The 16347-nt window shown below is 29.0% G+C and carries 16 protein-coding genes, 1 pseudogene and 1 riboswitch; of the genes and pseudogenes, 2 read left to right on the top strand and 15 right to left on the bottom strand.

Translation table 11 applies throughout. The features are described from left to right. Positions 1-134: 134 nt before the first annotated feature. The 3 genes from EBB51_RS13595 to EBB51_RS02795 form a co-directional block, all read right to left on the bottom strand. A complete protein-coding gene (locus EBB51_RS13595) occupies positions 135-2021 on the bottom strand; it encodes a DpnII family type II restriction endonuclease (RefSeq protein WP_207667289.1) in 1887 nt (628 codons plus the stop codon). Between the two features lie 17 nt (positions 2022-2038). Beyond that, entirely contained in the window at positions 2039-2818 is a 780-nt protein-coding gene (locus EBB51_RS02800) for a site-specific DNA-methyltransferase (protein WP_123053055.1), read from the bottom strand. A gap of 70 nt (positions 2819-2888) precedes the next feature. Continuing rightward, positions 2889-3605: a DNA methyltransferase gene (locus EBB51_RS02795; protein WP_035150410.1), complete on the bottom strand. Its 717-nt coding sequence runs from the start codon at positions 3603-3605 to the stop codon at positions 2889-2891. A gap of 121 nt (positions 3606-3726) precedes the next feature. Between EBB51_RS02795 and EBB51_RS02790 the strand changes: the two genes are divergently transcribed. Further along, entirely contained in the window at positions 3727-4377 is a 651-nt protein-coding gene (locus EBB51_RS02790; protein ID WP_123053054.1) for a MutH/Sau3AI family endonuclease, read from the top strand. Positions 4378-4453: 76 nt separating this feature from the next. Here EBB51_RS02790 and EBB51_RS02785 read toward each other — a convergent pair whose 3' ends face one another. The 6 genes from EBB51_RS02785 to EBB51_RS02760 all read right to left on the bottom strand — a co-directional run bounded on the left by EBB51_RS02785 (position 4454) and on the right by EBB51_RS02760 (position 10614). Further along, entirely contained in the window at positions 4454-4762 is a 309-nt protein-coding gene (locus EBB51_RS02785; RefSeq protein WP_123053053.1) for a hypothetical protein, read from the bottom strand. Positions 4763-5004: 242 nt separating this feature from the next. Then, positions 5005-5613, bottom strand: coding sequence for a TIR domain-containing protein (locus tag EBB51_RS02780; protein ID WP_123053052.1), 609 nt, complete (start codon positions 5611-5613; stop codon positions 5005-5007). A 324-nt stretch (positions 5614-5937) separates the two neighbouring features. After that, on the bottom strand, positions 5938-6834 hold the full coding sequence (locus EBB51_RS02775; protein WP_123053051.1) for a DUF5655 domain-containing protein: 897 nt from the start codon (positions 6832-6834) through the stop codon (positions 5938-5940). A gap of 249 nt (positions 6835-7083) precedes the next feature. Continuing rightward, complete coding sequence (rlmD, locus tag EBB51_RS02770; protein WP_123053050.1) at positions 7084-8439, bottom strand: 23S rRNA (uracil(1939)-C(5))-methyltransferase RlmD; 1356 nt, start codon at positions 8437-8439, stop codon at positions 7084-7086. Positions 8440-8442: 3 nt separating this feature from the next. Then, entirely contained in the window at positions 8443-9150 is a 708-nt protein-coding gene (locus EBB51_RS02765; protein WP_123053049.1) for an RDD family protein, read from the bottom strand. 225 nt (positions 9151-9375) lie between these two features. Next, positions 9376-10614 carry a DUF4434 domain-containing protein gene (locus EBB51_RS02760; RefSeq protein WP_123053048.1) on the bottom strand — a complete coding sequence of 413 codons (1239 nt, stop codon included), beginning with the start codon at positions 10612-10614 and terminating at the stop codon, positions 9376-9378. Positions 10615-10789: 175 nt separating this feature from the next. Here EBB51_RS02760 and EBB51_RS02755 point away from each other — a divergent pair. Then, positions 10790-11543, top strand: a pseudogene (locus EBB51_RS02755) (TSUP family transporter). Between the two features lie 145 nt (positions 11544-11688). Here EBB51_RS02755 and ribE read toward each other — a convergent pair. The 6 genes from ribE to EBB51_RS02725 form a co-directional block, all read right to left on the bottom strand. Further along, positions 11689-12153, bottom strand: coding sequence for a 6,7-dimethyl-8-ribityllumazine synthase (gene ribE, locus EBB51_RS02750; protein WP_123053047.1), 465 nt, complete (start codon positions 12151-12153; stop codon positions 11689-11691). Between the two features lie 39 nt (positions 12154-12192). Further along, entirely contained in the window at positions 12193-13395 is a 1203-nt protein-coding gene (locus EBB51_RS02745) for a bifunctional 3,4-dihydroxy-2-butanone-4-phosphate synthase/GTP cyclohydrolase II (RefSeq protein ID WP_123053046.1), read from the bottom strand. 54 nt (positions 13396-13449) lie between these two features. Further along, positions 13450-14115 carry a riboflavin synthase gene (locus EBB51_RS02740; protein WP_123053045.1) on the bottom strand — a complete coding sequence of 222 codons (666 nt, stop codon included), beginning with the start codon at positions 14113-14115 and terminating at the stop codon, positions 13450-13452. A gap of 35 nt (positions 14116-14150) precedes the next feature. Next, positions 14151-15224, bottom strand: a complete 1074-nt coding sequence (ribD, locus tag EBB51_RS02735) for a bifunctional diaminohydroxyphosphoribosylaminopyrimidine deaminase/5-amino-6-(5-phosphoribosylamino)uracil reductase RibD (RefSeq protein WP_123054961.1) — start codon at positions 15222-15224, stop codon at positions 14151-14153. Positions 15225-15410: 186 nt separating this feature from the next. Continuing rightward, positions 15411-15528: riboswitch (FMN riboswitch) on the bottom strand. 62 nt (positions 15529-15590) lie between these two features. Beyond that, entirely contained in the window at positions 15591-15908 is a 318-nt protein-coding gene (locus EBB51_RS02730; RefSeq protein WP_123053044.1) for a hypothetical protein, read from the bottom strand. Between the two features lie 128 nt (positions 15909-16036). Then, positions 16037-16276, bottom strand: a complete 240-nt coding sequence (locus tag EBB51_RS02725) for a hypothetical protein (protein WP_123053043.1) — start codon at positions 16274-16276, stop codon at positions 16037-16039. Positions 16277-16347 lie beyond the last annotated feature (71 nt).

Genomic DNA, 16347 nt, shown 5'->3' with positions numbered 1-16347 from the left:
AAAAAATACCCATAGAGTTAACTTTAACTCTACGGGTATTTTAAAATCATTGAAAAGTGTCTGTCCATTATTTATTAAATATTCTTTTTTTTAATTCTTACACATAATAAAATAGAAGCTACATTATAAATAATTTAAAAAATGTTGTTTATTATTTCCTCTAACATTCCATTCTTAGACATATTGAAATTCAATAGATAGTTTAAATGTCTAAATCCTTTTAACAATTGTGGCTTATGGTCATTCCCCCAACATTTTTTGCCATCAGTTATAAGTGCAAATTCTATATTATTATTTCTTAAATCTTCTTGTCTATTTATGTATGAGTCTATTATTTCTTCTGGTTTTGATCCAGAACCACCATAAAAATTCGCTTCTATATTCATAATTTTATTATCTTTAATTAATATAAAGTCAGCCTTCCTATTAGCTATATCCTCTGAAATTTCAAATCCCATTTTCCTCAAAACTTTAAATTGTTTTTGAGTTAACATTTTTATATCATATTTTTTTGCGATATTATATATTATTGGTTCTAATGCTAACTCAAATGCCAATCCGCCTCTATTTTTTCTTCCGTTACTATCTAATCCTACTTCACATCCTATTAGATAATCAATTAAGTGTTTTTCTAATAAATCTGTAAATAAGTATTTCAATCCTATCTTTTTAGTAAAGTCTAAATATTTTTCTATTTCTTCTTCAGTTAGATTTTCTTCCTCTCCAATATTAAATCTATACTCAAGCAAATCATCTTCTAACGCATCTATATTCACAACTTTCAAAACATCCTTACCTTTTCTTAAGTTTTCTCTTTCATCTTTTGATAAAGCAAATAAAGCTGGTAAGACATTTATCACTGTTGGAAATCTCTTAACTATTTTTTTAAAATCATCATCATAGTTTTTATTTTTAACTAATGCATTCAAAGTATTAAGTTCTATATTATATTGACTTACAATTGTAGCTGGTCTTTGCCAATTCACATAGAAATTAAACCCTCTATTTGTTTCTAATAAAGATTTAGTGAATATTTTTACTAAATCACTAGATTCAGTTCTTAAGTATTCTTTTATACATTCATCTATCTTAGTCGTTGCTGCTTCACTATTAGCTTGCTCTTTATAGCTTGTTATTAATAGTTCTGTAATTTTTCCTCTCTTATCACCTGCTGAATTTATAGCTCTCTTAGCATAAACTCTTTTTATATTAAATTTTGAATATAAATCATCAAAGAAATTATCTTTTTCATCTAAATTCTTAGGATCGGAATTGCTTAACATTACCTTTGCACCTTTTTTATGTAGTGTTTCAAAGAAATCTCTTAATAAAATCTGCTCTTTATCATTAAAATTGCTTTTATTATATGATGTAAATCCTCCCAATGTTACTGGTCTGTATGGCGGATCACAATAAACAAATGTATTAATATCTACATATTCTTCAAGTTCATCAAAAGATTTATTTAGTATCTTAACTTTGAATTCCCCATTTTCATTTTTTAAGTTCAACAATCTTGATATTTCTCTTAATTGTAATTCATCAAAAAAACTTGGATTTTTATATTTACCAAATGGAACATTAAATTCACCTTTTGAATTTTCTCTATATAATCCATTAAAACAAGTTTTATTTAAAAAAATAAAATATGCAGATGACTGTATAATATCACATTCTTCATTATTAAAATTAGTTCTTATTTTATAAAACAGTTGCTCTCTTTCTTCTGAATCAGATTCTAAATATTGAGCTTTTAGTTTTTCAAGTTTTTCAATTAAATCATCTGGTCTATCTCTAATAACTTTATATAAATTTATTAATTTAGAATTTATATCATTTATAATATATTCTTCAAAATAATTATTTTCTAAAAAATGTATAAATACGGCACCAGCACCAACAAAGGGTTCTACATATCTTTTTATCTGTTTAATATTTATCGGTAATTCTTGGATTATTTCGTGTAAAAGCTGTGATTTTCCCCCCGCCCATTTTAGAAATGGTTTTACATTAAAATTCATCATTATCACTCCTAAATTCATCTTTTTACTTCTTCAATAGTTTGTTCCATTACTTGTTTTAATCTTTTGTTTGTAATTTCTAAATATTCCTTATCAATATCAATTCCAATAAATTTTCTATCGTTTTCTCTAGCCACAACTCCTGTTGTTCCAGAGCCGCAAAATGGATCTAATATCAAATCATCTTCATTAGTACTAGATATTATGCACCTATATAATAGTTTTTTAGGTTTTTGAGTAGGGTGGTAACCATTCATTTTTTCCCGTTTTGGAGTTGTTGATATTTCCCATACACTTCTCATTTGTTTACCGCCATTCAGTTCTTTCATAAGCTGATAATTAAAAGTATGCTTTGCTTTTTTTGTCTTCTTCAGCCAAAGTATTGTTTCTTGACTTGCAGTAAAACATCTACATCCCATATTAGGTGCAGCATTAGGTTTTACCCATGTAATTTCATTTATTATGTAGTAATCCATTTGTTGAAGTGCAAAAGCTATTGAATGTATAATATGATATGTGCCTGATATCCATATAGTTCCATCATCTTTTAAAACTCTATCACAAGCTTTTAACCATTTCATATTAAATTTATGATCAAGGTCAAGTCCTAAAGATTTATCCCAACTTCCTTTATTTACACTTACCATTTTCCCTGACTTACATGTTATTCCATCATTACTAAGTTTATATGGTGGATCTGCAAATATCATATCTATTGACTTACTTTCAATTTTCTTCAATTCCTTAATACAATCTCCTAATAACAACTTATAATTGCTATCTTTCACATACTGCATACTATCTCCACCTTTATATCTAGCATCATCCAATCTATATTATAAAGGTATTTAAAAATAAATCCAATTATTATTTGAAGAAAACAAATAGATATTCATGGGCTAATAGGTAAAAATTCTTTTTTAAGCTTATTTCTTTCCAAAATTTTGTAGAATTGCAATTATGCTGTTCTTTTATAATTATTTCTTTTAATTTAAATCCTTGATTTAAAAATAAATTCATAACATTAAATCCTAATGGAATTACACAACCATTTTTTCTTATATCGCCCATCATAATTGTACAGTATTTTGTTTTTTTTAATACCCTAAAACATTCTATTGATACTTCTTTTATTGCTTCATAAAATTCATTAAGATTTAATAATGATAAATCTCCTTGAATATTTTTACTATATTTTATGATATTTGAATATGGCGGATGAGTACATATCAAATCTATCGAATTATCTTTAATACAATCCAAATTTCTAGCATTACATTCCATTAATTGTATAGCAGTATTCGCTTTAACTCTTGAAATTCTATCTTTAGCTATCTCTAATGCCTTAGGATTAATATCACACCCAATGGCTCTTCTATTTAATAATTTTGCTTCTATAAGCGTAGTTCCACTTCCTAAAAATTGATCTAACACTACATCATTTTGCTTTGAATATCTTAGAATAATATTTTTAGGAACAAATGGACTCCAATTACCTGGATAATCTCCTTTATGAGTAGCCCATTCTCCTCTTTCTTTAAAACTCCATAATGATTTTGTTTCTAATTTAAAAGCTTCATCCATTTTATTCACCTCTATACATATAATCTTAGGCAATATATCTCCTTTATATACAAATTATGCTATTAATTATATAATTAATGGTGTACTTATACAAAAATACATTACTAAAAGGAGCGATATTATGAAATTAGATGAGGCTAAAAAGCTAATAGATGATTTAGCAGGTAAAAAGTTTGGACATGTCTTAAAAGAAGAGCAAATGAGGGATATTATAAAAAACAAAGGAAAAAGTGGACAACTTTTAGAAATAACAATAGGTCTTAATTTGTCTAACACCAATTTAGATTTTGAAGATGGTGAACTTAAAACAAATAAATGTGACACTACAGGAAAGCCATTAGAAACAATGTTTATAACTCAAATTTCAACAATGATAGATGAACTGTTAAATAGCAATGATTTTTATCAAAGTAAACTTTATAAAAAAATGAATAATCTACTTTATGTGCCAATAAGTAAAGTTGGTGACCCATGTGATTGGATGTTCTTACCTTGTGTTCACGTAAATTTAGATGAGCCTAAATTCCATGATTTAAAATTACAATTAGAAAAAGATTACTATTCTATTTGTACTCAACTTAATGAACATATTGAAACTAGTAGCGATGGCTTTATTCATACTTCAAATGGCAAATACATTCAAATTCGTAGTAAAGATTCAAAACCTTATCATCCTATTCATTCTGATATATATAATAAAGAAATTTCAAATAAAAATCACGCCTTCTATTTTAAAAAAGAATTTATGAAATATATTGTAAATATAAAATAATATTCATACACTAAAATAAGCTCTGTATTTTAAATTCAGAGCTTATTTTTATTTATTTCATATGAAAACTATAAGCTTAATACCTCCCCCTGCAATCAGTACATTGACTTTGATCTCTCTTTCTATTAGTAGTTCTCCCACTATATCCAAAATCAGTTACATGCTTATCATAATTACAATGAGGACACCTCTTCATAAGCTCTATTCCATCATATCCAACCAAATTTGTAACACGATTATTATTTGCATCATACCCATTGATTTTACAAAATGTACAACTTATCAAACCTCTACCTGCTGGAAAAACTGAAGAAGTTTCTACACTTCCATCATGGTAATTTATTTGAACTGGGTAATCAAATCTTATTGGAATTCTCATTATCATATCCTATCATCCCCTATAAAAAATTTCATATTACTATTTTAAAATACATTAATAGCATTATATATTTTCTCCAATTATTGTATAGTTCTAAAAATAACTGATTAAACCCTTTTCTTTAGTCACTGTCTATTAAAGTATTCATTTCCTCTTCATTTTAGTAAAAAACATGTCCTGTTTTATTCATAAAAAAAATTCAAAAAATCAGATAGCTATAACTACATTTCATCTATCTACCTTTTTTATTAGTATGGAACAATCCCAGGAATTAGGAACATTCTATCTAACTCATCAATCATATACATTTCAATTAGCAATCTTAAAGAAAATTCACCATAATAATCCTCCAATTCACTTTTGAATACAACATTAGTTCCTTTTATTGATATATCATAGTCTTTTAAGCATTCTTTCAAATATTTTATCATGCCTTGCACATCAATATCCGGTCTAATTTTTTTAGCCACTTTATAAGCAAAATCTTCTGGACTAAGTTTCTCTATATTTATATATCCAATTGTCTTTCTAATTCCTGGTATTTCAGTATCATCTAATTTAGCTGGTAAAATATATTCTTCTTTTGATTCAAATGCTCTTGCCTGAGCACTTTCTCTTTCATGGGTTGTCCATAATTTTTCTTTATAATGCTTAGAAATAAACATAATACAGTACTTTGATTTTTTCTGATAAATATCATCCAAATGTGTGTATAAATTCTTTCCCCATAAATCCACTTCTTCGTATTTATCATAAAAAACTTGTATACCAATGGCTTTTAATATCTCAGCAACTTTTTCAACATACTCCCTATCTTCGCCTGCAAATGATAATGCAACCTCGTAATCAAATTTCATTATATCTCCCCTCTCTTGTTATTTACAGCCTTATTTGAAACCATTCTATTTCAACGCATTTTAAATAATTTTTTAAAAATATCCTAACATTTCAAGTATATTTATTATATTTTACTATTTTTCTAATTATATAATTAATAGCTAATAAATTTCTCAAAAAATTATAACTTTCAATAAAAATAATTGCACCAACTAAAATCAATGCAATTATATTATAATTCTAATTATTTGAAATTTCTATAAAATTATGCAAAATTAATGTTTCCCAACATTACATTTAAAGAAATTCCTACAGCTAATTCAATTATCCCACATCTTGTATTATTAATTCATCTCATAAGCCCTATCAATATATTCCTTAGCTTTTTCAAAATCCTGAGTATCTTTTATTGTAACTTCTAAATCACCAGTTCCCCAATGACCAATTTCACTTACATCCCTTGTAAAACCATTTTCAAGAGTAATCTCTTCGGGATTCAATCTTAAATATAGCATTATGCTTTTCATCCTAACTTCTACACATACAATATTCTTTATCTTTTTAAATGCACTATACAATTTAAGCTTATTCTCCGTTACATCATCACCGAGTGCTAAAATATAATTCCTAATGGAATCATACAATTCTCTTAGTTTTTCACTTGTAGTTTCTAGTTGATCATCAAATGTCTTATCCGTACTTTGTTTTGATACTTTTTCTTCATTTACATTATTAATTGGTGTGGCTACATTTGAGTTAATTAAATCAAACATTAACAATTCTTCTCCAAATTTTTTATATCTGATAAGATCTATATTTCTATTAATTTGCTTTACAGCATATTCATCATATTTCGTAAAATCTCCTGCTATGCAAATAAGACGTGGCATGCTCCAATCTAATTTATCAGAGTATTCTTTTCCTAATGTTTTCATAACTAGAAGTTCAAAATCTGCTTTATGGTCTAACAGCCAATCTAAATAAAATAATCCCTGATTTATTACATTTTCATTGCTAGCTCTTTTATATTCAAAAATTACAGGACAATTATTTTCATCAATGCCTAAACTATCCATACGACCACCATTAGATGTTACATATTCACTTTTAAGAAAAGTAACTCCAAAAAATATAGGCATATTTTTTTCAATCAATGTCTGTAATTCTCTTTCTAGCGATGCCCATGTAGCTGGTAGTTCTTCTACTCCATTATGTATTTTAAACAGCTTAATATCTGACATATTATCCCTTCCATCTATAAAACTTTTTTAATCTCCTTAATTATATCATAACCATCTACTACCACAAGAAGCATAATCCATTTTGCTGTAGCCAAACAAATACGCAAATTAAATATCTTAACGCAAAATCCTCTATTCTGCGTATTTATACAACCCCCTAACCTAAAAATTCCCTCAAACCGTAGTCTGAGGGAACATAAAACACACTTCAATATTCACTTGAAATCCTTCAAAACCTTTGATATCAGCCTATCTGCGTACTATCTTCACTACAGTCTCCACATGTGAAGTTTGTGGAAACATATCCATTAATTTTACTTTTTCAAGAGTGTATCCTGAATCCATTAAAACTTTCAGATCTGTTACTAGAGTTTTAGGATTGCAAGATACATAAATTATAGCTGGTGCATTAAATTTTATTACGTAATCAAGTGCTGTTGGATGGACACCTGGTCTTGGCGGATCAAGTATTATGACATCTGGTTTTTCATTTACAGTTTTTATTACCTTAGCAATATCTCCAGCAATAAAATTACAGTTGTTAAGACCATTTAACTTTGCATTTTCATTTGCAGATTTAACTGCTTCCTCTACAATTTCTATTCCCAATACCTTTTTAGCTTTCTTTGCAACTATCTGTCCTATAGTTCCAGTACCACAGTAAAGATCAAATACCACTTTCGAAGAAATATCACCTAAAAATTCTCTAACTATACTATAAAGTTTCTCAGCACCCTTAGAATTAGTTTGAAAAAATGACTCAGGTGATATTTTAAATTTAAGTCCTAAAAGTTCTTCTATTATATAATCTCTGCCATACAATATATCAACTCTATCTGCTCTAACTGTATCTGAAAGTCCATCGTTTATAGTATGTAAAATTCCAGTTACAATACCATCATACTTTACCTTTAAGAGCAAATCCTTAAATTCTTCTAAATTGAAGTCAATTTGAGACGTAGTAACTAAATTTATAAGTATTTCAGATGTATTCTTTGCCTTCCTTATAACTAGGTTTCTTAAGTACCCTTCTTTTTTCATTACTCTATAATAAGGAAACTCTTTTTGCCTAAAATACCCTACTGCTGCAGTGAGTATTTTCCTAAAATCCTCATCTACAATTTGGCAGTCATGAACATTTACAATTCCAAAATTTCTACCCTTGATGTGCATACCTAAAGTCAATTCTCCACCTTTTACTTCATCACCAAAGGAAAATTCCATTTTATTTCTATATTCATATTCTTCAGGGCTCTTTTCTATGCCTAAAAATTCGAAGTCCTCAATACCTCCATCCTTAAAGAGCTTTAATACCTGTCTCTCTTTAAGTTCAAGCTGTTTTTCATAAGGTATAAATTGGGTAGTACATCCACCACATAAATTAAAATGACTGCACGGCGGATTTACTGCATAATCTACATTTTCAACTACTTCAACAAGCTTTGCTTGAGCATATTCCTTTTTCTTTTTAAATATCCTAGCTTTAACCTTTTGTCCTGCTGCAGCATTTTTAATATATACCTTAATTCCATCCACTACAGCTATTCCGGTACCAGGAAATTCAGTATCTTCTACATAAAAATCGTAAACTTGCCCCTTTTTCAATTTCTACTCTTCTCCTTCTTTAATACATATCTTACTAAACTTTTGTCCTAATGTTTTCTTGTATTTTGAAGTTTGCATCAATACTGGATACAAAATCATTACAATAAAGAATGTTATCATATAAACACCTTCATAATCAACTACATAGTATCCAGTGAAAAGTCTCAAAAGTGCATTAAACAAAAGTACTGCTATTGCTGAAATAACAGCTATTACTATTGTATCAACTACAGTTGCTGTTAAAATTTTTAATGAAAAACTGCTTTTCTTTTTTTCCATATTAAGAAGAGATGCTTTTGCTTCACTTGTAACAGCTAATACAGGTTCTTCAGATTTTACTATTTCACTGCCTTTATCTTCGCTTTCAGCTTCATCTGCTTTTATTTCTTCCGACTTGGTACTTGCATCTTCATCTTCAGTACTTGTCGTTTGAGCTTCAGCTCTTGCATCTTCAGCTTCAGCATTTGCCTTTTCAATTGCTTCAGCTTCTTCCATTCTCTTCTGTTCTTCTTCTTTTCTCTCCTGCTCTTCTTCCTTTCTCTTCTTTTCATCTTCCTTTTCTTTAAGTTTTTGATTTATAGCTTCTTGAATTTTCTTAAGTTGAATTGTCTCCTCCAAGTTTTTATTTCTAAGTTCTTCTAAAAACTCTTGTTTGGCTTTTTCTTCATCATCTATCAAAATCTTTTCATTAGATTCGTCTTTTTCTGACATTCTTATTCCTCCTAAATTTTCGTTTTCTAATTAAGAAACTTGCATGAAAGTTAAAGCATCTAATTAACTCATTTTCTAAAACGCTTTTTAATAAAAAACGATTTTAATAATAAGTATATTATGCTATACTATTTTAATTCTGTAAATAGTTATCCTTAATTTAAAAATTTGTTCAGATATAATTTTATAAATTATTAACTCACTATACATAATTTATTAACATATTCACTTTATATTATTCACTATTAATACATCTGATAAATTCCCCCAAAAATCAAATGATCTTATTTTATATATTGATTTTTTACAATTACATTTACAAATTAATTTTCCCATTACTTCTTTATTATTTCCACCATATTTTCTCTGCACACACATAGACGCTATTTCAAGTTCAGCACAGAATATCTTGTATCCAGCTAAATTTTTATTAACTTCCCATTCAATTAAAATTTTATTATAATTTAAATTGGTAACTTTCATCCACTTAGGTGGATCAGGCTTTACATTAGAAATTATATGTTTGTATAGATACTCTTTATATGCTCTATGAAATCCATGGTTTATATTATTCGGACTGTAGTAATGGCTGTATGAAAAAGTTATTATATTACTTACAAAAGGGATTTCAATATTCATTTGCTGTATAAATCTCTTAATAGGGGCACTTGACCAATTAGTATGATCAAAAGTTTCAGTATTAGCCCAAAATAATACCTTATCATTTGACTTTACTGCTTTACTTAAAGCATTAAACCAATCTTTTACTTCACTTATATTAAGTCCGCCTCCACCAACTGAATCTTGTGGGCAAAAAATATCTCTTTTTTTTAAATTTGCATTTTCAAAAAAGCACTTCCAATTTTCTGCATATGCTTGCGGAGTAGAATATCGTGAATTCATAAAAGGTGATATCATTAATGGAAGTCTCATACCATTAGCATCCATATAATTTAAATTTATATTTACAGCATTTGCAAGTACTTTAAAATCATCATAGTTTTTAAAATTTAAATTGTCTACTTCGTACACCCAATACCATCCACAAAAAGTATTTTTATATTTTCCATAGTATTTTTCATATAACTCTTGTATCGCTAAATTTCCATTATGCATTTGCATATAAAGCCATTTAGGATTTCTAGGTCCGTATTTCCACCACTTATCATTGTAATCAATTCCAAGAAATACTTTAAATCCATATTTTTTAGAGTTTTTTAAACACTTGTTGACCACATCATGAATTCCTATTCTTTCTTCGTCTTTTATTGAAGTTTTGTATATTCTTCTAATTTTTTTATCCTTTACAATAAATGTGTTCATTATAAGGTATTCCATTTTAACTTCTTTTAAATAACTTAACTCTTTCTGCCACCTTGAATCATCCCAATTCATCACCATATCCGGTTGAATAAAAGTTCCCGAAGCCTTTGGATAATCATTATTCAAAAGTTCTTGTTTCATAAATCATACACTCCAAACATTTTATACTCACTATGAAATAAGTATGAATTCTAAAAACTTTGTAGAACTTATACATTTTACAGTTATTATTCAACAGCTAATTATGTATAGATTGATAACTTATATAACAATGTGATAAGATTAGAAATAAATTGATTTTACAGAAGGTGTTCATATGTCTATATCTTTACTATTTCTATGCTTTGCTGGGTTTATCGCAGCTTTCGTTGATTCAATAGCATGCGGCGGCGGTATAATAAGTGTACCTGCTTTTTTATTTGCCGGAGTACCTGCACACATTGCTTTGGGTACCAACAAATTTTCATCTACATTTGCATCACTCTCAAGTTCTATAAAATTTATGACCTCTGGAAAAATTGATTTTAAAATTGTTAAATTTCTCTTTCCATTTACACTTATAGGTGCTATTTTAGGTGTAAATACTGTTCTTATGATAGATACAAGGTATTTAAATACAATAGTTCTTATACTCATATTATTTGTTGGAATTTACAGTTTTTTTTCAAAAACAATTGGAGCTCAAGATAGGTTTAAGTTATTAACTAAAAAGACTTTATTCCTAGGAATACTTCTTGCATTTAGTTTAGGTTTTTATGATGGATTTTTTGGACCAGGTACAGGTTCATTTTTAATTTTCGGACTTATAGGTATATATTAAATTTGATTTTTTACGATCAGCTGGGAACGCAAAATTTTTAAACTTTGTAAGTAATATAACATCACTTGGCTTGTTTGCATTAAATGGACAAGTAAACTATAAACTTGGAATACCTGTTGCAATATGTATGATAATTGGAGCTAAATTTGGAACAGGTTTTGCACTAAAAAAAGGTTCAAAATTAATTAAACCCATTTTTATAGTGATGTCATTTGCAGTTGCTGTAAAAGTTTTATATGGAATGTGGTAAATTTATAGGATTTCTAGATTGCAGCTTAACTTACACTCCGGGAAATATATACAGCCTTTGACACTGTTAAAACTTTTTAACGTGCTGAAGTTTGCAAATATATCCCGGAGCATGAGTTAAGTTTTTACTTGGAAACTCTATAACATTATCCAATTTGTTTTAATAAATTTGCCATTTCTATAGCAGCCATAGCACCATCATATCCTTTATTTCCTGATTTAGTGCCTGCTCTTTCTATTGCCTGTTCAATATTGTCTGTTGTTAAAACGCTAAATATTACAGGTATTTCTGCATTAAGAGCAACTTGTGCAACTCCTTTTGAAACTTCATTTGATACATAATCGAAATGCGGTGTTGCTCCTCTTATAACTGCTCCTAAGCATATTACTGCATTGTACTTTTTAGTTTGAGCCATTTTTTTTGCTACTAGCGGAATTTCAAAGGCTCCAGGTACCCAGCTTATTTCTATATTATCATCTGAAGCACTGTGTCTTTTAAGACAATCTAATGCTCCATCCAAAAGTTTGGAACCTATAAATTCATTAAACCTTGCAATTACTATTCCAACCTTCAAATTTTCTGCTGTTAATTTTCCTTCGTAAACTTTCATTTATTATACCTCCAAATAACTTTAATTTAATCTTCAAAATTATATATTCAATAAATGTCCCATTTTTTCTTTTTTGGTCTTCATATATCCTTCACTTTCTTTTGAATACTTTACTTGTATTGGAACTCTTTCAACTACTTTTATTCCATAACCTGACAAGCCTACTATCTTTTTAGGATTATTAGTCATAAGTCTCATCCTTCTAACCCCAAGGTCTTTAAGAATCTGTGCACCAACTCCATAGTTTCTAAGATCAGGAGGAAACCCTAATGCTATATTTGCTTCAACAGTATCCATGCCTTTTTCCTGAAGTACATAAGCCTTTAATTTATTTATAAGACCTATTCCCCTTCCTTCTTGTCTCATATAAAGCAATATTCCCTTTCCTTCACGTTCTATTTGCCTTAAAGAAGCCTCAAGCTGATCGCCGCAGTCACATCTAGTTGAATGTAATACATCTCCAGTAAAACATTCAGAATGTACCCTTACAAGTACATCTTCATCCTCAAAATTATTTCCTTTTACAAGGGCAATATGATGTTCTCCCGTGACAGTACTTTCATACGCCATTATTCTAAAATTACCAAATTTAGTTGGAAGATGTGCTTCCACTACTTTCTTAACAAGACTTTCATTTTCCATCCTATATGCTATTAAGTCAGCTATAGTAATTATCTTTAAATTATGTTCTTTTACAAATTCCATTAATTCTGGAACTCTTGCCATAGTACCATCTGGTTTCATTATTTCACAGATTACTCCTGCAGGGGTAAGTCCAGCCAGGCGTGCAAGGTCAACTGCTGCTTCTGTATGTCCAGTTCTAACAAGTACCCCACCTTCTCTTGCTTTAAGGGGAAATATATGTCCGGGTTTTTTAAAATCTTGGGGGTTACTATCTTCTGATACTAACTTTTGTACTGTAAGTGCTCTATCAAATGCTGATATACCTGTTGTAGTATCAGCTGCGTCTACTGATACAGTAAAGGCTGTACAAAAGTTATCCGTATTTTCATCTACCATACGATCTATACCCAGCTTTTCAAGCCTTTTACCATCCATTGGTACACATATAAGTCCTCTTGCATATTTAGCCATAAAATTTATACTTTCAGGGGATGCCTTGTCAGCTGCTATTATGACGTCACCTTCATTTTCACGGTCTTCATCATCAATTACGACCACCATTTTGCCTTCTTTTATATCTTCTACAGCTTCCTTTATATCATTAAATTTATAACCCATTTTTAAATTCCTCCATTTTTAAATAAATATTGACTTAAACAACATAATCAGAGTTTAGATAAATCCAGCTTTTCTTAGCATACTTTCACTTATTCCGGATTCATTAGCTTTGGATTTATCATTATCTTTATCATCAAATTTAAAAAGTTTTTCCAGATATTTAGCTATTATGTCACATTCTATATTTATTTCATTACCTACATTTTTTGATAAAAGAGTAGTTTCTTCCTTTGTATGTGGTATGATAGATACCTTAAAATAATCACTACCTGCATCTGCTACAGTAAGGCTTACACCATCTAGTGTGATAGAACCTTTTAAAACTACATATTTGAGTATATTTGAACTTGCTTCTATAGTAATCCAAGCTGCTGTATCTTCTTTTTCAATTGACTTAACTTTACCGGTTTCATCTATATGTCCACTTACAATGTGTCCTCCAAATCTTTCTCCAGCACACACTGCTCTTTCCAAATTAACCTTACTTCCTCTTTTTAAGCTTCCTAAATTACTCCTTCTTAAAGTTTCAGGCATTATGTCAGCAGAAAATTTATTACTATAAAAATCAGTAACTGTAACACAAACTCCATTTACAGCAATACTATCTCCAATTTTAACGTCATTTAAAATGTCATTTGCATATATACTAATTTGAGCTGATTTTGTACTTTTTAAAATACTATTTACTTCTCCTACTTCTTCTATAAGACCTGTAAACAACTTTTTTCACCTTCTTTATCAAAAAAATGTACTTATTATAAATATCCTCTAATCATAAAGTCTTCACCTATTTTTTGAATTTCCATATTCTTTAATAGTTGAGCTTCAGAAATATTTTCAAATCCAATACCTCCAACTGGAGTCTTAGCTTTATCTCCTCCAAAAATCTTAGGAGCTATGAAACAAATAACTTCATCTACAACTCCACTATATATGGCAGAAAAGTTTAAATTACTTCCACATTCAAGTAATATGCTGTCAATTCCCCTATTTCCAAGTTCACGAATTAAATATTTTAAATCAACCCTCCCATTTTCATCTTCAGGCGTTATTATGAACTTAATTCCTCTTTGTTCTAATTTAACTTTTTTATCATTATCAATATTTTTAGTACATGCTATTATGACTTCCCTATCACTTACTGTATCCAAAATTTTGGCATCTAATGGAATTCTAAGTTTGGAGTCAAGTATAATAGCCTTTGGGCTTTTCCCTCCATCTTTTAACCTTGTTGTCATAAGTGGATTATCCATTATTATAGTATTTATCCCAGTCATTATTCCCATAACTCTATTTCTAATTTTATGCACATAGTACCTTGATTCCTCAGATGTTATCCACTTAGATTCTCCTGTACTTGCAGCTATTTTTCCATCTAAAGTCATTGCCCATTTGAGTATTACAAAAGGAAGTTTAGTTGTAATATATTTTAAAAATATTTTGTTGATATCCTTAGCTTCATTTTCTAAAACTCCTAATTCAACTTCTATTCCATTCTTCTTTAAAATTTCAATGCCTTTTCCTGATACCATAGGATTTGGATCAGACACTGCTATAACTGCTTTCTTTATTCCTGCTTTCACAAGTGCCTCTGCACAAGGTGGAGTTTTTCCATAATGTGAACATGGTTCTAGTGTTACGTATATTACTGCACCTTTTGCATTGTCTCCTGCTTCTTCTAAAGCATAAACTTCTGCATGCGGACCGCCATATAACTTATGATAGCCTTGTCCTATTATCTTCCCATCTTTAACGATTACAGCACCTACAAGTGGATTAGGTGATACCTTTTCTCCTCCACATTTAGCTAACTTTAGAGCTATTTTCATATAATGCTCATTTAAATTATTTGACTTTACATCCACTGTATACACCTTCTTATAAATACATTTTAAAATACAATATTCTTAAACTAGCGCCAGTTTAAAATCAAAAATTTAAGCCCCTGAAGAAAATCCTCAGGGGCTTTATATCGTACGAAAAATAGATATTACTAGAATATCACCTTATACGTATTTTTCTTTCTTTCATCCAGACTTTACTGTCGGTACTGGAATCTAACCAGTTCATGCTTGAAACAAGCTTGCGGACTTTACCGCCGATCGGGAATTACACCCTGCCCCGAAAGTTACAACTTTATTTAATTTTATTTATTACTTTAAGCCTAATATAAATCACTTATTTAATTTTGTCAACTATTTTTTAATAGACTTTCCCTCCCTACTTTTTCTATATACCATGTCTGCTGTTATAGCTGTAAGTAGAAAAGCTGGTAACAGTATGTATAATTTATTTCCAAGTTCGGGACTAAAATAATGAATTAACTGAATTATTAATATTAAAATTCCAGCAAAGATCAGAAAGTTTATTTTAAAATTAATATATTTTTTATTTACCTTTTCCGAATCAATTTTAAGTTTTTTTCTAACTGATTTACTATACTTCATTCCAAGACCTTGAATAATGCCACATATGCCTAGAAGTGTCATCAAACTAGTCATTGTTGAATCCATATCTTACCTCCATAAATTGTGATTCATTAATTTAAATATTCTAAAAAATATATGTAAACTTTAATCACTTTATTATATACTAAATTATATCATTTATAGAAATAAAATTCAAAATTAATAGCTCCATTTTATTTTCTTTTTTGTCTTATGCATAAAATTTCTTTTACATTTTTTTGATGTGCACCATAGTAAGACTTTGTTCTATAGGCAACTCCCCTCACTATATGTCCTGAAATCGTTTTAACATCAACTATATCTCCAATTTCACAATTGCTTAAACTTTTGCCTATAACATAAATTCTAGAATGCATCATTACACTTTTTCCAATTGAACTTTCAACTTCAATTAAAGTACCTTTATTTATCAAACATATCCCCCACTTCTCCATTTGGTTTAATCAATATCATTAACATGTATTTGTTATTTAAAGTATATTTA

Source organism: Clostridium sp. JN-1, from assembly GCF_003718715.1.
GTDB lineage: Bacteria > Bacillota > Clostridia > Clostridiales > Clostridiaceae > Clostridium_AV.
Note: the sequence above shows the minus strand (reverse complement) of the source record. Positions and strands in the feature narration are given on the sequence as shown.